General features: G+C 61.1%; 21 protein-coding genes. 7 read left to right on the top strand and 14 right to left on the bottom strand.

Annotated features, from left to right (window positions below):
- Positions 1–166 precede the first annotated feature (166 nt).
- The 4 genes from RX395_RS07535 (at position 167) to RX395_RS07520 (ending at position 2,575) form a co-directional block, all read left to right on the top strand.
- Positions 167–631 carry a class I SAM-dependent methyltransferase gene (locus RX395_RS07535; protein ID WP_316366630.1) on the top strand — a complete coding sequence of 155 codons (465 nt, stop codon included), beginning with the start codon at positions 167–169 and terminating at the stop codon, positions 629–631.
- Between the two features lie 149 nt (positions 632–780).
- The gene (locus RX395_RS07530; protein WP_316366628.1) at positions 781–1,146 is read left to right on the top strand and encodes a class I SAM-dependent methyltransferase; all 366 of its coding nucleotides are present in this window, start codon (positions 781–783) and stop codon (positions 1,144–1,146) included.
- A gap of 67 nt (positions 1,147–1,213) precedes the next feature.
- Positions 1,214–2,044, top strand: a complete 831-nt coding sequence (locus RX395_RS07525) for a class I SAM-dependent methyltransferase (protein ID WP_316366626.1) — start codon at positions 1,214–1,216, stop codon at positions 2,042–2,044.
- A gap of 252 nt (positions 2,045–2,296) precedes the next feature.
- A complete protein-coding gene (locus tag RX395_RS07520) occupies positions 2,297–2,575 on the top strand; it encodes a hypothetical protein (protein ID WP_316366624.1) in 279 nt (92 codons plus the stop codon).
- A gap of 115 nt (positions 2,576–2,690) precedes the next feature.
- Here RX395_RS07520 and RX395_RS07515 read toward each other — a convergent pair whose 3' ends face one another.
- The 7 genes from RX395_RS07515 to RX395_RS07485 form a co-directional block, all read right to left on the bottom strand.
- On the bottom strand, positions 2,691–3,575 hold the full coding sequence (locus tag RX395_RS07515; RefSeq protein WP_316366623.1) for an ROK family protein: 885 nt from the start codon (positions 3,573–3,575) through the stop codon (positions 2,691–2,693).
- 79 nt (positions 3,576–3,654) lie between these two features.
- Complete coding sequence (locus RX395_RS07510) at positions 3,655–4,779, bottom strand: glycoside hydrolase family 172 protein (protein ID WP_172676343.1); 1,125 nt, start codon at positions 4,777–4,779, stop codon at positions 3,655–3,657.
- Positions 4,780–4,791: 12 nt separating this feature from the next.
- Positions 4,792–5,190 (bottom strand): PTS sugar transporter subunit IIA, encoded by a 399-nt coding sequence (locus RX395_RS07505; protein ID WP_316366619.1) that lies wholly within the window; start codon positions 5,188–5,190, stop codon positions 4,792–4,794.
- Between the two features lie 26 nt (positions 5,191–5,216).
- Positions 5,217–6,050 (bottom strand): PTS system mannose/fructose/sorbose family transporter subunit IID, encoded by an 834-nt coding sequence (locus tag RX395_RS07500; protein ID WP_316366617.1) that lies wholly within the window; start codon positions 6,048–6,050, stop codon positions 5,217–5,219.
- A gap of 2 nt (positions 6,051–6,052) precedes the next feature.
- Complete coding sequence (locus tag RX395_RS07495; protein WP_138341594.1) at positions 6,053–6,838, bottom strand: PTS mannose/fructose/sorbose/N-acetylgalactosamine transporter subunit IIC; 786 nt, start codon at positions 6,836–6,838, stop codon at positions 6,053–6,055.
- A gap of 9 nt (positions 6,839–6,847) precedes the next feature.
- Entirely contained in the window at positions 6,848–7,321 is a 474-nt protein-coding gene (locus tag RX395_RS07490) for a PTS system mannose/fructose/N-acetylgalactosamine-transporter subunit IIB (protein WP_138341592.1), read from the bottom strand.
- 120 nt (positions 7,322–7,441) lie between these two features.
- Positions 7,442–10,183 carry a PRD domain-containing protein gene (locus RX395_RS07485; RefSeq protein ID WP_316366614.1) on the bottom strand — a complete coding sequence of 914 codons (2,742 nt, stop codon included), beginning with the start codon at positions 10,181–10,183 and terminating at the stop codon, positions 7,442–7,444.
- Positions 10,184–10,242: 59 nt separating this feature from the next.
- On the opposite strand from RX395_RS07485, the gene RX395_RS07480 reads away from it, so the two are divergent.
- Positions 10,243–10,668 (top strand): hypothetical protein, encoded by a 426-nt coding sequence (locus RX395_RS07480; RefSeq protein ID WP_316366612.1) that lies wholly within the window; start codon positions 10,243–10,245, stop codon positions 10,666–10,668.
- 257 nt (positions 10,669–10,925) lie between these two features.
- Here RX395_RS07480 and guaA read toward each other — a convergent pair whose 3' ends face one another.
- The gene (gene guaA / locus RX395_RS07475; RefSeq protein ID WP_316366610.1) at positions 10,926–12,524 is read right to left on the bottom strand and encodes a glutamine-hydrolyzing GMP synthase; all 1,599 of its coding nucleotides are present in this window, start codon (positions 12,522–12,524) and stop codon (positions 10,926–10,928) included.
- Between the two features lie 267 nt (positions 12,525–12,791).
- On the opposite strand from guaA, the gene RX395_RS07470 reads away from it, so the two are divergent.
- Complete coding sequence (locus tag RX395_RS07470) at positions 12,792–13,805, top strand: asparaginase (RefSeq protein ID WP_316366608.1); 1,014 nt, start codon at positions 12,792–12,794, stop codon at positions 13,803–13,805.
- Between the two features lie 321 nt (positions 13,806–14,126).
- Here RX395_RS07470 and RX395_RS10275 read toward each other — a convergent pair whose 3' ends face one another.
- Positions 14,127–14,345 carry a helix-turn-helix domain-containing protein gene (locus RX395_RS10275; RefSeq protein WP_035136926.1) on the bottom strand — a complete coding sequence of 73 codons (219 nt, stop codon included), beginning with the start codon at positions 14,343–14,345 and terminating at the stop codon, positions 14,127–14,129.
- Positions 14,346–14,421: 76 nt separating this feature from the next.
- Here RX395_RS10275 and RX395_RS07465 point away from each other — a divergent pair, with 76 nt between their 5' ends.
- Positions 14,422–14,811 carry a hypothetical protein gene (locus RX395_RS07465; RefSeq protein WP_316366606.1) on the top strand — a complete coding sequence of 130 codons (390 nt, stop codon included), beginning with the start codon at positions 14,422–14,424 and terminating at the stop codon, positions 14,809–14,811.
- 9 nt (positions 14,812–14,820) lie between these two features.
- Here the strand turns inward: RX395_RS07465 and RX395_RS07460 are convergent, their stop codons facing one another.
- The 5 genes from RX395_RS07460 to RX395_RS07440 form a co-directional block, all read right to left on the bottom strand.
- Complete coding sequence (locus RX395_RS07460; protein WP_089572786.1) at positions 14,821–15,204, bottom strand: DUF1648 domain-containing protein; 384 nt, start codon at positions 15,202–15,204, stop codon at positions 14,821–14,823.
- An 11-nt stretch (positions 15,205–15,215) separates the two neighbouring features.
- Positions 15,216–16,292, bottom strand: coding sequence for a redox-regulated ATPase YchF (gene ychF, locus RX395_RS07455; RefSeq protein ID WP_316366602.1), 1,077 nt, complete (start codon positions 16,290–16,292; stop codon positions 15,216–15,218).
- A 114-nt stretch (positions 16,293–16,406) separates the two neighbouring features.
- On the bottom strand, positions 16,407–17,660 hold the full coding sequence (locus tag RX395_RS07450) for a 4Fe-4S binding protein (protein WP_316366601.1): 1,254 nt from the start codon (positions 17,658–17,660) through the stop codon (positions 16,407–16,409).
- Positions 17,661–17,810: 150 nt separating this feature from the next.
- Complete coding sequence (locus tag RX395_RS07445; RefSeq protein ID WP_316366599.1) at positions 17,811–18,878, bottom strand: glycerol dehydrogenase; 1,068 nt, start codon at positions 18,876–18,878, stop codon at positions 17,811–17,813.
- Positions 18,879–18,991: 113 nt separating this feature from the next.
- On the bottom strand, positions 18,992–20,092 hold the full coding sequence (locus tag RX395_RS07440) for a glycerol dehydrogenase (RefSeq protein ID WP_316366597.1): 1,101 nt from the start codon (positions 20,090–20,092) through the stop codon (positions 18,992–18,994).
- Between the last annotated feature and the right edge of the window lie 82 nt (positions 20,093–20,174).

Genomic DNA, 20,174 nt, shown 5'->3' with positions numbered 1-20,174 from the left:
CAGGGTCAACCAGGCGCGCGACAGGTGGGACCCGACTGCAAGGGTGGTGCGCCATATCCTGATGGCCGACGCGACTTACCGCAGCTTGGGATAGGTGCGGCATCACCCGTTATCTAAACTGTTAGAATTATAGTTAGATGACTCTAACTGTTTGGGGGCGACAGCCATGCACGAACGCGAGGGTTTCTGGGACAAGAACGCCGGTCGGTATGACCGTTTCATGCGAAACGACCGGGCGGCGTATGAGAAGATGTATGGGCTGATCCGGCCGGTAGTGAAAGCAAAAACCGTACTGGAGGTTGCCACCGGCACGGGGCTTATCGCAAAGAGCATCGTGAATGCGGCGGCGCACATCGAGGCTACGGACGCCTCTGCAAAGATGATCCTTGAAGCAAAGCGGGACAATCAATCCGCAAAGCTGCACTTTTCCGTACAAGATATGTTCCGCCTGCCCTATGCACAGAAGTCCTTCGAAGTGGTGATCGCGTCCAACGCGCTTCACATAGTGCCGCATCCGGAAAAGGCCCTGCAAGAAATCAGGCGGGTGCTGAAGGACGACGGCGTGCTCATCGCGCCAACCTTCACCCACGCGGGAAACTCGGTTTCCGGCAAGGCAAAAGCTTTTTCATGAGTATGGCGGGGTTCCCCTCCACAGCAGGTGGACAAGCGAGGAATACCTGCGTTCCCTGCGTCAAAACGGCTGGGCGGTGCAGAAAAGCGCGGTGCTGAAGGCCTCGTTCCCGCTGACCTATGCGGAATGCACGAAATCGGAGGGGCCAGATGTCGTTCTTTGAAAACACCCGCAAGCCCGTGGGCCTCGGCGGGAAACTTATGGTTGCCATGATGAATCTGGGCCACAGCCCTGTGGCGCGGTGGGGACTTCGATTTCTACGACTTGCGCCAAATGCCAAGGTGCTGGATTGCGGCTGTGGCGGCGGGGCGAACATAAAACGGCTGCTGGAAAAATGCCCGCATGGCGTCGTCAAAGGCATCGACTATTCGCCCGTCAGCGTGGAGAAGGCTAGAAAGCTCAACCGAACTGCAATTCAGGAGGGGCATTGCGCCGTTCTGCAAGGCAGTGTGGCGGATATGGTATTTGAGGACGTCATGCGGGCATTTTTGCATCCATCCTGCACATGGCAATAGGCATGACGGTCATAGCGGCTGTGCTGGCGGCGATTGTGACAGTTGTTATTCACTGAGGAAGAAACCTATGAAATGTAAAATTGAGAAAAACACCGTTCAGGAGACGCTGACCCTCCCGCTGTATTCCCGGAAGCTGTGTACGGAGCTGTACCCGAACCTTTATAGGGATGAAACAGCGGTTCGTCTGCTCGACCAAATCGACTACGACTTTTCAGAGGCAGAGAAAAACTCCCGTAGCCTGATGCAGCGCTTTGGTGCGCTGGAGGTGGCCACACGGCAGAGTGATCTTGCTTTCGAGGTGCGGGATTACCTGAAAGGCCACCCCAATGCGGCGGTGGTCAATCTGGGCTGCGGGCTGGACAACACCGGCAGAACCTGCGACAACGGTAGATGCAAGATCTACAATCTGGACTTCCCGGATGTGATCGCCTTGCGGCAGCAGCTACTGCCCGCCGGGGATCGGGAACAAAATATCCCCTGCGACCTGAAAGACACCGCATGGTTTGGCAAAATCGATGCCTCCGGCGGGGCGGTGCTCTTTGCCTCCGGGGTGTTCTATTACTTTCTAACCCAGCAGGTCCGGGAACTGGTGCGGGAGATGGCGGACGCTTTCCCCGGCGGTGTGCTGGTCTTTGATGCTGCCAATCGAACGGCAGTAAAGATGATCGCAAAAACATGGCTTAAGACTGCAAAAATCAAGGATGTGGGGGCATATTTTGCGGTTTCGGATGCCGCCAAGGAAATCGGCACGTGGAACAGCCGCCTGCAGGTCACAAGTCGCGGCTATATGCTGGGTTACAACGATTTGAGGGACCCTTCTGTCAGCGGCTTTTTCCGGTTTCTCGCAAGGGTCGGTGACAACGGGATGAAAATGCAAATCGTGAAAATAAGATTTTGAGTGGCAAAAATGAAGCGCGCTCACTTTGACGTTGAAGAAGACGGCTTTTACGGCACATATTGGGCGTGCAAGGACACGCGAGGGAGGCCGGACGTGGCCTTCCTCGTTTTTATTCATGGACTTTAGTCCGTGCCGCGCGGCATAGAAAGCCACCCGATCAGCGGGTGGAGGCCAATTTCCGCTACGCGACAAAAACCTTCCCCCTAGCATGAGGATTGTTCAGGTCATCATGCTAGGGGGAAGGTGATTGCTGTGGCCCAGAAAGCCAACAGCCTCGCGCACACGAAATGGCTGTGCAAGTACCGCCATCGCACCGAGGTCAAGCTCGTCGCCGCCATCGCCGAGAAGCACCCCAAGGTGCGCTTTGCCGTGAGCTGCACCTCGGCCTACGCCGACCTCTACGACCACATGGAGCAGGCCCTGCGCAAGCGCGTGGCCAACGCGGTGGAGGTCGTCCGCTCCGACATCAGCCCCGCGCTTCTTGTCCACACCGGTCCAAACCTCGTTGGTGTGGCGATCCAGGGACTCTAGCGGAGGCGGGGCGTCCTGCCCAAAAACAAATGCAAAAGACGAGCGCTTCTTGCCGCCCAATTGGCAAGAAGCGCTCGTCTTTTCTTAACGCGTTGTATGGCGGAGAGAGCGCAAGCTACGCGAGCGCCCTTCTTGCCAGCTCGGCCGCGCCGAGGATTCCTTGGTCGCCGCCGCAGCCCGGGGCGCAGATGTAGTTCTCTATGTCCTTAAGCTCGGCGGTCTGGATGTAGCCACCCAGATATTCAAGGGTCTTCTTGCGGACGATGCCGTAGAGCTGCTCCTGGTGCATCACGCCGCCGCCGAGGACGATGCGGCGAGGCGAGTACATGAGCACGAGGTTCGCGCACATCTGCCCCAGATAATCCCCCTCGAGCGCCCACACCTCAGCGTTGTCCGCGAGCTCGGCCGCGGGCTTTCCCCAGCGCGCGGCGATGGCGGGGCCGGAGGCGAGGCCCTCGAGACAGCTCGCGTGGCTCGGGCAGACGCAGCGTCCCTCCTCGGTGGGACGGGTCTTTACCAGCATGTGGCCGGCCTCGGGGTGCAGCATGCCGTGAAGGAGCCTGCCCGCGCACATGACGCCCGCGCCCACGCCGGCGCCGATGGTCACGTAGACGGCGTCCTCGAGCCCCTTGCAGCAGCCGAAGACCACTTCGCCGAGGCAGGCAACGTTCACGTCCGTGTCGTAGGTCACCGGAATCCCGAGGGCGTCGGCGAACGCGGCGCGAAGACCATAGCCTCGCCACGCGAGCTTGGGCGTCTGGAGGATGGAACCGTAGCGCTCATCGTTGGGGTCGACGCAGGTCGGGCCGAAGGCACCGATGCCCAACGCGTCCACATCGCGGGCGGTGAACCACTCGACCATTTGCGGGACGGTCTCGGCGGGCGTAAGCGTCGGGGTCTCCATACGGTCGAGGACCTCGCCGTCGCCGGACACCACGGCACAGACCATCTTGGTCCCGCCGGCCTCGAGGGCGCCGAGCCTCATTTGCTTTTCGCTCATGCGATCCTCCTTACAAAGGGGCGCCCGCAGTCATGGTCAACCGCGGGCGCCCATAACGTTGGCTTGTTTCGAGGCGACCCTACCTGGGCACGCGGTCCTGCCTTGCGGCAAACGGGGCGAGCACGGCGTGCGGCTCGCTTTGGTACCAGTAGGCGACGGTGGAGATGTCGTCCTCGCGCTCGTAGAGCTTGATGTCGTCGTTGCCGAGGTCCTGGAACGTCACGCGCAGGTCCTCCTTGAACGAGATCGGGTCGGGAAGGTGCCACCTGTAGAGGCCGTGCCTGGGCAGCGCGTCGTCGTTGGTCGCGAGCATCGGGTTCGGGTTCGGCTTGCCCGCGCTGAAGCGGTCGCGCGTGGCGTCGCGCGTCGAGCGGTACGGGTAGCCGGCGAACAGCGTGTTGAAGCACTGCGCCTCGGGCAGCGCGTGGGGTGGCCTGTCGAGGAAGGCCCAGGCACCGCCGAAGTAGTCCTCGGCTCCCGTCGAGGTGACCGTAGGGAACTCCTCGTCACCGTCGAGGAAGAACTTCATCTCGCCCTCGCCCCACCAATAGCGCTCCAGGGCGCACAGGGCCATGTAGGTGCCGACGTAGTAGCCCTTACCGCGCACGCCGTCGAGCACGGTGTAGTCGACGCCCCTGCGGGTGCTGCGCTCGCGGTTAAAACGGGCGTGGAAGTACATGGCGTCGTCCGGCACGTCGGTGAGCGCGTAGTTGAACGTGTAGAAGATGTACTTAATGAACCCGGGGTGCTCGCTCGTAAGCGTGACCTTGGCGTGCTTCCTGAAAGGCATCTCGAAGTAGCAGTTCATGCCGCCCGTCGGGTTCACGCAGATGGGCATCGAGTTGACGATGGCGCGCTCACCGAAGCCGTTGCAGAAGAAGTCGCCGACAGGGCACTCGACCGAGGGGGTCTCCTCGTCGTCCCAGTAGAAGCGCAGTACGAGGTCGCGCATGACGAAGCTGCCTGCGGCGGTCTTGTCGGGGACGGTCATCCAGATGTGGCGGATGATGCCGGGGCCCTCGATGTCCGCGAGCGTGATGGTCTCGCCGGACTCAAGGGGCACGCAGCACGAGCCCTTGCGGCCGACGCCGAGGTGGCTGGCCGACATGGCGGCGCGGCCCTTCTCGCCCGTGATGTTCTCGGGGGTGATGGCGCGGCTTTCCTCACCGCCGTGCATCCACACGTCCTTAAGGAACTCTCTCATCGTCGACCTCCTCTATTCGTCGTCTTCGCACTCGGCGGAACTGGCACCGTTCACGTAGACGATCTGCTGGCGCGCCTCGTCGACGAGGGCGTCGAAGTCGAGTTTCTCGTCGGGGCGCGCGAGCGCGACCGTCATGGCGAGCGGGAGGTTGACACCCGCGATCACGTGGATCCGGTCGGAGGCGAAGCGGGAGAAGCGCTGGTTCACGCTGCCGCCGAGCGCGTCGGTGAGGACGACGACCTCGTCAGTGCCCGAAAGCGCCGCCTCGACCGCCGCGTCGAGCCCCTCGCCGTTGTCGTTCACGTAGGCGCACACGGCGTTGATGGCGTCGCTCTTACCCGTAAGGAACTCGAGGGTGTCCTTGAAGCCCTGGGCGAGAAGGGAATGGCTCGCCACAACTATCTTTCTCATTGATTCACCAATCTCTTGGGTCGAAGCTAGGCGAGGATGCCGGCGGCGGAGGCGACCATCGCGAGGACGATCACCACGAGGATGAGGGCCGTCATGCTCGCGTTCTTCTTGGTAAGAAGGTAATACGCGCTTCCCGTGATGGCGGCGGGGATCATGGCAGGCAGGATCTTGTCGAGCAGCGGCTGAATCTCCATCGAGACGTCGCCGAAGCTGAAGCTAATCGGGCAGGTGACGCCGATGACCGAGGCGATGAGGCAGCCGACCACGGTGAGGCCGAGCACGGAGGCGGCGGCAGTGAGGTTGGGAAGCTTCTCGCTGAAGTCGGTGACGAGCTTCACACCCTGCTTGTAGCCGAACTCGAGGGCGTGCATGCGGACCCAGAAGATGGCCAGGATGAGCGCGAACCAGATGCCGGCTCCCACGGGGTTGCCCTCGATGGCCATGTAGGCGGCGATGGAGCCCATGATGGTCGGGATCATGGTCATGAGCAGGGAGTCGCCGACGCCGGCGAGCGGTCCCATGGTGCCGATCTTCAGGTCTTGGACGGCGTCCGCCGCCGCGAGGCCGTCACGCTCCTCCATGGCCACGCAGGCGCCGAGGATGATGGCGGCGAGCCAAGGCTGGGTGTTGTAGTAGCGGAAGTGGTTGTTGAGCGCTTGCTTATAGTCCTCGTCGTTCGTGTAGATCTTCCTCAGGATCGGCGAGAGGGCGTAGGCGACCGAGGCGCCCTGCTGGGTCTGGTAGTTGAAGGTGCACACGCTCATGAGCCAGCGCCAGTTCGCGTTGCGCAGGTCCTTCTTGGTGACCTTATAGCCGGAGGGCTTGCCCTCGGCGGCGGCGGTGATGTTCTCGTTTTCCATGGTTACTCATCCTCTCCGATGAAGGCGTCTGCGGAAGCGTGGGCGGCGAGCTCGGTGTCCCTCTCGGCGCGCTGGTAGAACGCGATCGCGAGGGCAACGCCGACGATGGCGGCACCGATGATGGGCACGTTCAGGAAGGCCGAGAGGAAGAAGCCGGCGAGCAGGTACTGGAAGTACTTAGCGGTGGGCATGTAGCGAAGCAGCATGGCGATACCGACGGCCGGGAGCATCTTGCCGGCGAGGGTGAGGCCGGAGAGGAACCACTGGGGCATGACCTCGAGGAGCCAGTTGACGGCGGGCTGGCCGAGCGTCACGGAAACAAAGACGGGCAGGGCGGCGCACAGACCGAAGAGCGCGGGGCAGACCCACAGGATGGCGTTCATCTGCTTGAACTTGCCCTCGTTGCAGAGCTTCTGGGACTTCTCGACGACGAAGCCGTTGAGGATCTTGACGATGACGTCGAGCTGGATGCCGAGCATGCCGACCGGCAGGCCAATGGCGAGGCCCGTGTCCGCGCCCAGGGTCACGCCGTAGGCGGTGGCGATGATGGCCATCGTGCCGTAGTCGGGAATCGACGAGCCGCCGAAGCCCGCGACGCCGAGCTGCATGAGCTGGATGGTGCCGCCGATGACGAGGCCGGTCTGCCAGTCGCCCATGACGACGCCGGTGATAAGGCCCCAGAAAACGGCATAGTTGACGAAGATCATCGGGATGCCGTAGTAGTCCACGTGCTTGATGAAGGCCAGCAGGGTCAAAAGGACGACCTGCAGGATAGTGAAGTTGACCATGATCCCTCCTTAGATGAGGTCGGCGACGGAGACGGGCTTGTCGGCGGGCACGAACTGTGCCGTCACCTTGACGCCGCGGGCGATGAGCGCCTTGTAGCTCTGGACGTTCTCGGCGGAGGCATAGGCGCGCTGGGTGAGCTGGACGCCGTCCTCCTTGACAAGAGAGCCGCCGACGATCAGCGACGGGAACTCGACGCCCGACTCGGCCAGGTGAAGGATCGTCTCGGGCTCCTTAGCGATGACAAAGACCTTCTCGCGGTCGTACTTGCCCGCCGCGAAGTTCTTGAGCGCGGTCTCCTCAGAGATGATCGAGACGGCCATGCCCGCGGGGCGCGCCATCCTCATGGTGGACTTCAGGACCTCATCGCCGGCGACCTTGTCATCGACGACCATGACGCGGGTTGCGCCCGACACCGGGGCCCACTGCGTCACGATGATGCCGTGAAGCAGGCGATTGTCGATTCGTGCCATAACAACACTCATGTTTGCTCCTATCAAATCAAGTCTTACGTTCGGTACTGCCTTGGCGCTATCCGGATTCGCGCCGGGCAAGGGGTTATCGGATTATTGAAGACGCGCGGTCAGCTCGTGACGGCGCGGGGGTCACTCGTCGAACAGGAGGCTCGAGGAGCCGAGACGCTCCTCTCGCGCCGGGGCGGCGCTCACGCTGATGTAGTCGAAGACGTAGGCGATCTCGCTTACAGGAACCTCCACGCGATAGCGCGTCGAGATGCTCGAGAAACTCTGCCTGAAGGACTCGATGAAGTCGGTGTGCTCTTCCTCGAAGCGATCCTGGCCGACGTAGGTCTCGATGGGGTTGCGGGTGACGAGGCGCTCAACGAGGCAACAGAGGTGAACGTACAGCCCGATGATGGCGTTGCTGCCGATCTTCTCGCCCGTTCTGCGCTGAAGCTCGTGCACGGCGCTCTCGATCTCGTGGAATAGCCGCTCCGGGTCGAGGATGGTGATGGAGCGGATAACGTTCTGCAGCGTCATGTTCGAAAGCAGCTTCTCGTGGAAAGAAGAGAGCTCGGAAGCGTCAAGCCACCTGCCGAACACGGCATCGACCTTCGAGGCGGACGCCGTCGACATAATGTCTTCGAGGGCGACGAAGGGAACGGAGGCAATCCCGGGGTCTCCCGTGCCGATGACGGCGCAGACGCGGTGCTCGGAGAAAACGGCGTCGTTCGACCCGTTCGTGACGAGCTGCTTGAAGGGCCTCGTGAGCAGGCGTGCGCCTATGGTGCGCGGGAGGCTCTGCGAGACGAGCTGGCGTATCCTCTCCGCGGCGTCGACCCCGGACTCGGAGCAGAAGACGATGGCGTCCTCACGGTTGACGCGCTCGATCACCTTGCAGTGCGTCACGCACACGGCGGTCGCATCGCCAAGAACCTCGGCGATGGACTTGCCGCCGAGCAGCCCGGACCCGATCTCGAGCGCGAGCCCGGTGGAGACGTTGTTCACCACCCCGATGGTGGAGTCGGTAACGTTCTCGAGGGCCTTATAGGCCTCCTCCAAAGAGCCCATGTCAACAAGAAACACGACCCCAGTGCAGTACGAGTGACGGTCGACGAGGCGCTGGAGCGGACCGACAATGTCCTTCAGCTGCTGGTCGTAGGGCATGTCGACCGCCTCGTACACATGCATGCCGAGCATACGGTTCGCCGCGTCGGCGATGCTCGTCGCCGTTGAGTAGCCGTGGGACAAGATGACGCAGAGCGTTCGAAGGGCCTTCGCGTCGCGAGACTCCGATGCGACGCACAGCGTCAGAAGCGTCTTCGTGAAGTGATCGAGCGAGATTCCCAGCGCCCCTTCCACGTCTGCGGCGACCTGATCGGAGACGCTCGAGGCAAACGGTAATTCGGAGGTCACGGCACCGAGGAGATGGGAGATTTGCTCCGCACAGGCAGACTTTCGCTTAGCCAGGCCGATGCCCGGCCACAACTGCAGGCAAATCTCCTGGGCCAGTAGAAAAGCGACCTTCCTCGAAAGCTCGATGCCATAAGAAGAGCCTGCGTCGGCAAGGACCACGCCCACGATGCGCTCGAAGGCGCGCGACCTCGAGGAGGTAACGCCGCGGCCGAAGATCAAGTGATCCTCAACGCCGCGCACAGCGGAGACAGCTTGCGAGACGAGCTCGGAGACAGAGAGCTCCCCGGCGCAGAATCGCTCATCGAGAGAGCACAGGGCATCGAGCGCCTGCTCGACCGGCCCTGTGCTCTCGGCGGCATCCAGGGACGCGTCGATCAGAACGCCATCGTCGGGCTGTTGATCGATCTGCGCGGAGGAGAGGAGCCCGCTGGGAAGAAGATACGGGCGAACGACGACGTAGTCGCCCTCGCGATTGAGGAACGCTTTGGCGCAGCAGTTCGTCACGCAGGCGCGCAAGCCGGCGATGTTATCGGAAAAGTCCGCGTTCACGAGGCAACGGTATGCGCCGCGGCTAATCTTCACATCAGAACCGATTCGGCACCCCTCGCTGCGCAGGAAGCTCAAGATGAGATCCTCGCGCTCCTCGGGGGTCCGCTCCTTGAGTGAGGGGACGCGGGCACAGATGGGCATTTTGCTGTAGGCCGAGGAAACCTTCAGGTCATCGGCAGAAAGCGTCGTCGAAAGAACGAGGCGAGCGCGCGGCGCATCCTGGGAGGCATCGAGCCCGAGGGCCGTCGCAAGGCAGTGCTCCATCGCAGAGGGAGAGAGTGCCTCGATGCCGTTGACAAAAACCACACCCCCGCGCGATTTCGCGATCGACTCGTCAAGAAGCCCGTTGAACGAGGCGGCGTCCGGGACCCCGGCGCAGTCGATGCGCACATAGGAGGAGTCGCGGGACAGCAAGCCCTGGTTCTTGCCGTACTCGTACACAAGGCGAGAAAGGAAAGACTTACCGACACCCACGCCGCCGCTCAAGAGGATGGGTAGGCCAAACGGAGGGTACTGAACCGCAGCCTTGCACTGCTCGACAACGGAGCTGAGGCTCAGGTCGAAGCCCACGGCACGCGCGAAGTCGCGGTGATCGGCGATTCCCGTCGCCTGGATGAGGTCGGCGAGCGAGGCGTACTCGCTTGCAGAGAGCTTTACCTGAAAACGCTTCTGGAACGCGCGGCGATGAAAATAACGGACAGGCCTGCCCGCCACCTTAACCACAAGGCCGGCGCGAACAAGGTCGTTGAGGTACTGGCTCGCCAGGCTCCTGGAGATGATGAGCGTCTCGGCGATGTCGGAGGTGGACAGACGGACAAGGTCATCGAGCGAGACGGCAGAGGTGAGGGCCTCGAGATGCTCGAGAATCCTGTCCCTCATGTCGACGGGTTTCTTTGCCAAGCTGTCCTGTGTGGTCTTGTCCATGACTTCTTACCTCCTCGTACAAGGAGTATAAGGGGAGAACAGAGAACGGAAGGGGGCGCGTGGGGGAATCAACAGCTCCGAGGAAAAGTCCACCACTTGAGGGACAGAAAACAACGGTCATTGAACATTCAGGGCCGACGCTCAACACTTCGGCTCGACACTTCGCTTTGGAAAGGGCCCTGCGCGATGGTGCAGCCCTCCATCTCGCAGCACAGGTCGCCGAAGGTCGCGAGGATGCGTTCCTTCTGTTCCGTGGGCGAGACGGCTCGGTGGGCAAGGTCCTCTCAAAAGGGGTCGTCCGACGCCGCAAGACCTCGATGACCGACTACCGCCTCGAGCAAGTGGCGGATTACCTCTGCACCATCGAACTTGCCTTGGTCAAGTGCGAGGCCAAGGAGAACGGTGAGACGTACAACAAGTTCTTCGGAGGTATAGGCTCTTTCAAGAGGAACTGGCTCAAGCAAGCCCGCAGCAAACGGATATAGCTGGTCTCGCGGTTTCGCAAGGAACGGTCAGTTCTCCTCTGGCGAGGAACCCCGGGCGACGTGCTTCGAGCAGCGGAAGCTGAAGCGCAAGCAGAAGCAGCGCGGGCATTGATCGGTGCCGACATGGGTCCAGACGTGAACAGTGCTACATCCCCTGTTCACGGGGCGCGAAACCGCAAAGGTTGCACAGAGGTTGCAAAATAAGAAGCCCCCGACCTGTTTTCGCAGGTCAGAGGCTTGAAATCAACGAATATCGTTTATTCCCACTCGATGGTCGCGGGCGGCTTGGACGTGATGTCGTAGCACACGCGGTTGGCGCCAGGGACCTCGGCGACGATGCGGCCGGAGATGCGGGCCAGCACGTCGTAGGGCAGCTTGGCCCAGTCGGCGGTCATGGCATCGCTGGACTCGACGGCGCGCAGGATGATCGGGCGCTGGTAGGTACGCTCGTCGCCCATAACGCCGACGGACTTAATGTCGGGCAGGACCGCAAAGTACTGCCAGCAGCTGTGCTCGGAGTTGCGCTCGCCGGTCTGCTCAAACAGACGCTGGTTGTAGGCGTCGAGCTCCTCGCGCACGATAGCGTCGGCGTTCTTGAGAATCTCGAGCTTCTCCTTGTCGACCGCGCCGATGATGCGGATGGCCAGACCCGGGCCCGGGAAGGGCTGACGGAACACGATATGACCCGGCAGGCCGAGCGCCAGACCAAGTGCGCGGACCTCGTCCTTAAAGAAGTGATCGAGCGGCTCGATGAGGTCGAAGTGCACGCCCTCGGGGAACGGGATTAGGTTGTGATGGCTCTTGATGGTGGCCGTCTTGCCGCCCGTCTTGCGAGCGCCGGACTCGATGATGTCGGGGTAGATGGTGCCCTGAGCCAGATACTTGACCGGCTTGCCATCGGTCTCGAGCTGCTGCGCCACGGCGAAGAACTCTTTCCAGAACTGCGTACCGATGATGCGGCGCTTCTCCTCGGGCTCGGTCACGCCGGCCAGAAGCTCGGCATAACGGTCCTCGGCGTGAACGTGGATAAAGTCGACGTCAAACTGCTTGGTGAAGACCTCCTCCACCTGCTCGGACTCGCCCTTGCGCAGCAGACCGTGGTTGATGAACACGCAGGTCATCTGCTTGCCCACGGCACGAGCACCCAGCGCAGCCACGACGGAGGAGTCGACGCCACCGGACAGGGCCAGAATCACGCGGTCGTCGCCGACCTTCTCGCGGAACTCGGTCGTCATGGTCTCGACCAGGTTGTCCATGCTCCAGTTGGGCTCCAGGCCGCAAATCTCAAACAGGAAATTGCTCAGCAGCTGCTGACCGTACTCGGAGTGCTTGACCTCAGGGTGGAACTGCGTGGTGAAAATCTTGCGCTCGACGCACTCCATGGCGGCAACCGGGCACACGTCGGTGCTGGCGGTAACGGTAAAGCCCTCGGGCACCTCGGAAACGGCGTCGCGGTGGCTCATCCACACGGTCTGCTCCATAGGCGTGGAGTTAAAGAGCTTGGCGCCGGCCGTGCGCGTGATGATGGCGCGGCCGTACTCGCCCACCTCGGAGTGGCCGACCTTGCCGCCGAGCGTCACGGCCGTGATCTGATGGCCGTAGCAAAAGCCCAGGACGGGAAGGCCCAGGTCAAAGATGGCGGGATCGATGGACGGAGCGTCCTCGGCGTACACGGAGGCCGGACCGCCGGAAAGGATGAGCGCAGAGGCGTTCATCTCGCGAATCTCGTCGGCCGAGATGTCGCAGGGGACGATCTCGGAATACACGTTGAGGTCGCGGACGCGACGGGCAATGAGCTGACCGTACTGCGCACCAAAGTCGAGTACGAGGACCTTTGCGGAAGCCTTTTGATCCATGGTTCCCCCTCTTGTTGGCGGGGAGCCGGTGCCCACCCGCGTGAATGAACGAAAATAACCTCCATAGTGTACACGTTATATGGGGTTTCTCGCCCCTCGCAGCCATCAGCGCACGGCAAACGCACGACCTGGGCCCCTATTTGACGACAATTGAAGTGTTTTCAAACGTTACAGATGATGTAATACGTTTGAACATTGGACGCCCTGTGCCACAATACTGCCGAACGACTCCGCCTCTGCGGCGGCAAATACGATAGGAATATCAGCATGAAGCGCATCCTTCTCATCGCCACGGGCGGCACCATCGCATCGACCGAGGACGGCAACGGCCTCTCCCCCGCCCTGACCGGTGAGGAGCTCGCCCAGAGCGTCCCCGAGATCTCGGGGCTCTGCGAGCTCGACGTCGTGCAGCCCATGAACATCGACAGCACCAATATGCGCCCGAGCGACTGGATGCGTATCCGCGACGTCATCGTCGAGGGTTATGCCGACCACGACGGCTTCGTGATTCTGCACGGCACCGACACCATGAGCTACACCGCAGCAGCGCTTTCCTACCTGATTCAGGACAGCCCCAAGCCCATCGTGCTCACCGGCTCGCAAAAGCCCATGGGCAATCCCTTTACCGACGCCAAGCTCAACCTGTACCAGAGCCTGCTCTATGCGCTCGACGAGCACTCGCACGACGTCTCGATCGTGTTTGGCGGCGTCGCCATTGCCGGCACGCGCGCCCGCAAGCAGCGCACCATGAGCTTTAACGCGTTCATTAGCGTAAACTATCCGCCCATTGCCTATATCCGCAACGACCGCATCGTGCGCAATGGGCTTCACGGCACGCATCAGGGCGAAAACCCGGTGCGTTTCTACGACAGCATCGATCCGCGCGTATTTGTACTCAAGCTTACGCCCGGCGTAAACCCGGGCATCCTCGACGCCCTTGCCGATAGCTACGATGCTGTAATCCTTGAGACCTTTGGCATTGGCGGTATCCCCGAGTTTGGTGAGTCGGGCGAGTCGTTCCAAGAGGCTATTTTCCGCTGGGTCGATTCGGGCCGCACTGTCGTTATGACCACGCAGGTCCCCGAAGAGGGCCTCGATCTGGGCGTTTACGAGGTCGGCCGTGCTTACGCCGATTATCCGGGCATTCTGCGCGGCGACGACATGACCACCGAGACGCTCGTGGCCAAAACCATGTGGGCACTCGGCCAGTCACGCGATGCCGCCGAAATCCAGCGCCTGTTCTACAGCCAAGTCAACCACGACCGCATCCCGATGGCGTAATCCCTAAGGCAGTTCCACTTATCGCAGCCTCAAACGACAGGTGGTCCCCTTCGGGCCGTGCAAAAATCGGAGTATTCTGCAATTTCTCCGCCGGAGGCATAGAATCGGCCGATTGTTAGACGAACTTTTAGGGCGAAGAAGCCGTCTGGTAAATATTTATTCCACATTTTTATTTATCGTATGGATTAACTACTGTCAAAAAGGCAAAGCCAGCCGCTCGAGCTACCATCTACGGCTGAACAGGTGCTGAATACTCGCGATTTTGCACATCGCAACCAGGGGGACCCGCCCAAAGAGCGTCAATTAGCAGCGGGGAACGCCCTATTCGATACCCTCGAGAAGCTCTGACACCGTCATGCCGAGTGCGGGCGCGATCTTAAATAGAACCTTGAGCGTGAAATTTGCCGTCCCATCTTCGATTCGGTCGAGGTAGGGTCGGCTGATTCCTGTCGCCACACAAAAATCAACCTTGGAGATACCAAGGTCCCTGCGTGTCTCTTCGACCCGCCTGCCAAGAATCTGTTTCGCACGTTCGTCCATGCAGCCGAGTTTGAAATGGAGCCGAACATAAACGTAAACTATAGTTTACGTTTTGCCGAATACACAGGAGTTTTCTATGTCGGGTTCTTCGGTCCGCATGTACCAAGCCACGCTTCGCACAAACAGCGCGCCGCCCAAGCTCGTCGTCGTTGAAGCAGAATGCCTTTCGCCCGATGAGCGCACAGCATTTGCATTGCTATCAAGTCGCGTCGCCGCCGTTCTGGTCCCTTGCCCGGCGCAAGGTGAACTTGCCATCCAATGCCAAGCGCACAGCTGCTCGCTCAATCAGGCTGCCGTAATCGCAACCAGCCAACACGGTCTGCCCCTTCTCCTGGAAGCCGGTATCGCACTTGCCCTTCGCGGCGCCGGATACGAAAACGAGGCCGCCGCCGACATGGTCTTTAAACCACGATCGAGCGGCGGCCTCGCAGCAGCCATTGAATATGCTTGCAAGCTCGTTGCCTAAAAGGACAAGCTAGAAACCAAAGCCAAAGCCCGTTCCGGTAATCGCCGAGTACATAAAGTAAACGTTGATTACGTTGAGGAACACGCCCGTGATGCAGCCGTTGCGCAGGTAGCGCTCGCACACGATGCGCGCCATGGCGGCGGAGTCATCATTGTTCTTTGCCTGGCGTCCCGCCGTAAAGTACGTCGCCACGCTCAGCAGCAGGTTGAGCACCGGCAGTGCCAGCAACTCGTAGCTCTTGCCCCAGCGCGTCACCTCGCCGGCGGCGTTAAACTTCGTTGCCACCTCGGGGCCAATGTTGGGGATAACACACGCTGCGACCACCAGCGGAATCACCGCAAGTACGAGCAGCGCAATACCCATGTAGCCAGCTTTTTTGCCATATTTAAACATATGCGTCGTCCTTACACGTTAAAGCGGAAGTGCACGACGTCGCCATCGGCCATAACATAGTCCTTGCCCTCAATACGCAGCTTGCCGGCGGCCTTGGCGCCCTGCTCGCCGCCGAGCTCGATGTAGTCGTCGTAGCCAATAACCTCGGCCTTAATAAAGCCGCGTTCAAAATCGGTGTGGATGACGCCGGCGGCCTGCGGGGCGGTCGCGCCCTGACGAACCGTCCAGGCCTTGACCTCCATCTCGCCGGCCGTAAAGAACGACTGCAGGCCGAGCAGCTTGTAGGCAGCCTGAGCGAGCACGTCCAGACCGGGCTGCTCCAGGCCCAGGCTCTCCAGGTAGTCGGCGGCGTCCTCGGGATCGAGCTCGGAAAGCTCGGCCTCGATCTTGGCGCAGATGGGCAGCGGCTTGACGCCATCGATAGGCGCCAGGTCGTCGTTGAGCATATCCTCGTCCACGTTGGCCACGTACAGAATGGGCTTCATAGTGAGCAGGAACAGGCCCTTGGCGGCGGCACGCTCCTCGTCGGTCATCTCCATGGATGCGGCTCGCTTGCCCTCGTTGAGCCAAGCGAGCAGGCGCTTGGCCACCTCGAACTTGGGCATGAGCTCCTTGTCGCGCTTGGCCTCCTTCTCGAGCTTGGGCAGTTGCTTCTCGAGCGTGCCCATGTCGGCCAGGATGAGCTCGGTCATGATGGTGTCGGCATCGCCGGCGGGATCGACGAACTCGCCCGTGCGGCCCACCTCACGCATGACGTTGGGGTCCTTAAAGTAGCGCACGACCTCGCAGATGGCGTCGGTCTCGCGAATGTTGGCCAGGAACTGGTTGCCCAGGCCCTCGCCCTCGTTAGCACCCTTCACCAGACCTGCGATGTCGACGAACTCGACCGTCGCCGGCACAATGCGACCCGGGTTAACGATGTCGGCGAGCTTTTGCAGGCGGCCATCGGGCACATCGACGATACCCACGTTGGGGTCGATCGTGGCAAACGGGTAGTTGGCGGCAAGGCCGGTCTTTTTGGTAAGCGCGGTGAACAGCGTCGACTTGCCCACGTTGGGCAGGCCCACGATACCGATGGAAAGGGACACGACAGCTCCTTTTGGTACAGGTACTTCAAACCGTATAAGTATAGCGCCGCCGCAGCATCCGGGCGAATCCGGACACCGCGGCGGCGCAAATGAAGCAGAGATAGAGCTCGCTGACTAGTCCGCGAGCTTCTCCACCTGATCGAGCATCTTGTCAAGCTTGGCCTTTGCCTCGGCCTTGGCCTTCTGGGCCTCTTCGTGGGCCTTGGCCTTCTGAGCGGCCTTTTCCTCGGCCTCGGGGTCGACAACGACCAGATTGGACGCATCGTGCTCGACCAGCTTGAGCGCATGCTCGGGGCACACCTTGACGCAGGCTCCGCAACCTAGGCAATACGTGGACTCCAGTGCAAAGCGACCGCTTCCCACCAAATCGCAGGCAAACGTGGGGCACACGTTGACGCACTCGCCGCACGACGTGCACTTGTCAAAATCGCATTCCGGTGTGCTCACCTGCATATTCTGGGCAAGCTCGGGGTGGTTCTGCAGCGTCGAGAGCACCAGCTGCCGCCCGTGCGTGAGCGAACGGCGACGCTTGGTCGTCGTGGTGCCGCACATGGTGTTGAGTGTGCGCTCGAGCTGCGTGATCTGGTGACGGTGGGCCTTCAACTTCTGCGTCACCGAGGCCAGCGCCGCCGTTGCCGGGTTGAGCTTGGTCACGGTAAGGCCCGTGGTGCGGGCGATCTTTTCCATGTACTCCTTGCGCTCGTACTCACGGCGCTTATGGCATTTGAGGCTCTTGGGGTCGACCTCCAGGCCCATGCCCGTACCCGCCCACTCCTCGGCGGTAGCAATGGCCTCGCCCAGAATGTCCTCGCCACCGGTGTTGCGGCATTTATCGCACACGCCCAGTGGCAGGTAGACGCTCACGTTGGGATAGTCCGCCAGTACCGAGAACCAGGTCTCGGCCGTAATATCGCCCACGCAGGCAACGACGACCTCGTTTTCGCGCGGCATGCGCTTGAGGGCGCGTGTGCAGGTGACGTAGGCGGTCTCGTGGCTCGTAGCAGCGGAGACGATATCGTCATACAGGTTTTTAGGCGCCAGGCGCGGCGAGATGATCGCCTCGGTCGGACAGGCAGCGGCGCACAGGCCGCACTTGCGACAGGAGTCGAGGATCTCGATGGCGTCTTCCTCGACCTCGATAGCGTTGACCGGGCACACGTCCATGCACGCGGTGCAACCGCTCTTTTCGTTTTTGCAGGTCAAGCACGGAATGGTGTTGCCGCGCGGGCGCTCCTTGTAGTCGGCAGGATTCCACTGCGGCGCCGACGGATCGAGTGCATCGGTCACGCCGCCAAGCGGGTTTTTAAGAAAGTCGAAACCCTTGCTGATCTCGATAATGTCATCAAACAGATCGTGTTCCTGCGCCATGCGCGGCCCCTCCCTGAGCAGTGCAAACAAGCAAGAGATAATGATACGCTATCGGCCCACGCCTCGGGCAAATTACACGCGGCGCACCTTTGAGGCAAATAGCCTATGCCTATCGCCGCCTCGATTGCACAAGGTCGATCAAGCGCCTAGCTATGCCTCGCGCATGAGCTGCACGAGCTTTTGTCTGGTCACCTTGGCCTGTTCGTTAGCCATATTGCGTTCGTTTCTAAAGGCCGCATCTGCAACGCTCATCAGGTCGGCATCGGAAATCTCGTCAAGGCCCAGCTCCTCGAGCGTCGTCGGCAGACCGACGCGCTGACAAAACTCGAGCACCTGATTAAGCTCGGGCGCACGCTCCAGGCGCAGCTGCACCGCCAGGCCAAATGCCACGGCCTCACCATGCATGGCCTTGCACTCGGGCAGAATCGTCAGGCCGTTGGCTATGGCATGGGCAAGCGCTAGGCCACCACTCTCAAAGCCAACACCCGAGAGCAGAATATTGCACTCGATCAGGCGCTCAACCGCTGGCGATGTACGGCCCTTTTTGAGATCGCGCTTGGCAGCGACGCCGCACTCCATGAGTGTGTCATAGCAGGCACGAGCCGCAACCAAGGCCAAGTGTCCCGGCGCGCCACCGTGCTCGTTGGCGCCGTGCGCCGCGGCGCACGAACGCGCCTCGAAATACGTTGCCAGCGCATCGCCCATGCCAGCGACCGTCATACGCAGCGGGGCCGCCGCGACCACGTTGGTATCGACCACGACCAGGTCTGGATTCTTCTCGAGCATCAGGTAGCGGTCGAACGACCCATCCTCGTGATACAGCACCGAAATCGCGCTGCACGGACCATCCATCGATGCCGCCGTGGGGCATACACACAACGGCAGCTCAGCATAAAACGCAACGGCCTTGGCGATATCGAGCATCTTGCCGCCGCCAATACCCACCACCATGTCGCAATACTCAGCCCGGGCTTCCTTAGCCATTTTTACAACGGCCTCTTCCGTACACGGACCGTTATAGATCTTAAAGAACGGCTCGCTTAGATCTTCATCCAGAAATCCATCGACGATCTGCCTACACAGCCGATCCTCGGTGCCCTGGTCAAACAAGACATAGGCAGCGCAGCCCAACCATGACAAATACCTGCCCTGACGCGAGAGCTCACCCGGCCCCTGAACATACCGACCGGGACCGCCATAAACCATGGGAAGCGCCATACGAGAATCCGCCCTTTCATCAACAACAATTGGTGCAAAGTAACCTGACCCCTTTGCACCATAGCAAAAAGGGGCAAAGCCATCTGCTGGCTTTGCCCCTTCCTTAGCTTGATTTACTCATCCATGAGATAGTAGTGGCCCAGCGCGTCGGCACCCAGGATGGCGTTTGCGACCATCTCGGGCGTCACCTCAAACGGCATGTTGCACATGGTGTCATCGGGCGCGCAGGCGGCCTCGGCAACAATCATGGCCTGCTCGCGCGTAAGCTCGGCAACGCCAAGTTCCTTCATCGTGACCGGCAGGCCCAGCTCACTGCAGAAGCCCAAGACTTCCTCGAGCTTCTCGGTCGGAGCATCCTCGAGTACCAGCTGGACGATGGTGCCAAAGGCGACCTTCTCGCCGTGATACATGCCGTGGCACTCGGGCAGCATCGTCAGGCCATTGTGGATGGCATGAGCAGCAGCAAGGCCCGAGCTCTCAAAGCCAATGCCGGAGAGCAGCGTGTTTGCCTCGATGATGTGCTCCACGGCAGGCGTCAGCGCACCTTTCTCCAACGCGACCTTGGCCTTCACGCCATCGGCCATAAGCGTCTCGTAGCAGAGCTTGGCAAGTGCCAGACCAGCCATACCGCCCTTGCCGCCGGCGCAAGTGCCACCGTCGGCATCGTGCGTCGCCTGGGCCTCAAAGTAGGTTGCGAGCGCATCGCCCATACCGGAAACCGTCAGGCGCACCGGGCTCGCCGCGATAACCGTCGTATCCATCAGGACAATGTTGGGGTTTGCCTTAAGGAAGAGGTACTTGTCGAACTGGCCGTCATCGGTATAGAGCACCGAAAGCGCCGAACACGGGGCGTCGGTCGAAGCAATGGTGGGACAAATGATAACCGGGGACTCCAGGTAATAGGCGACGGCCTTCGCGGTGTCGAGGATCTTGCCGCCACCGACGCCGACGATGATGTCGCAACCGTTGTCGCGAGCGAATGCAACCAGGCGATCGACCTCGCCCTTGGAGCACTCGCCGTTAAAGTCCTCAAACAGCAGCTCGGCCTTAGCCTCGGCAAAGCCGCCCTCGATCTTGGCACCGACGCGCTTCTTGCCCGAAGGCGTCACGATGACGAGGGCCTTAGCGCCAAGCGGCTCGACATAGGAGCCGAGCTTGGCGAGCTCGTCCGGACCCTGGATGTACTTGCTGGGGCTATTGAAAATTGCAGCCATAACTATCCCATTCTCTAAAAGAAAAAAGAAAGGGGCTCCGTACAGATACGTGCGGAGCCCCTCGTTACGATAACAAGAGTCG

The organism is Collinsella aerofaciens (assembly GCF_032584215.1).
Lineage (GTDB): Bacteria > Actinomycetota > Coriobacteriia > Coriobacteriales > Coriobacteriaceae > Collinsella.
Note: the sequence above shows the minus strand (reverse complement) of the source record. Positions and strands in the feature narration are given on the sequence as shown.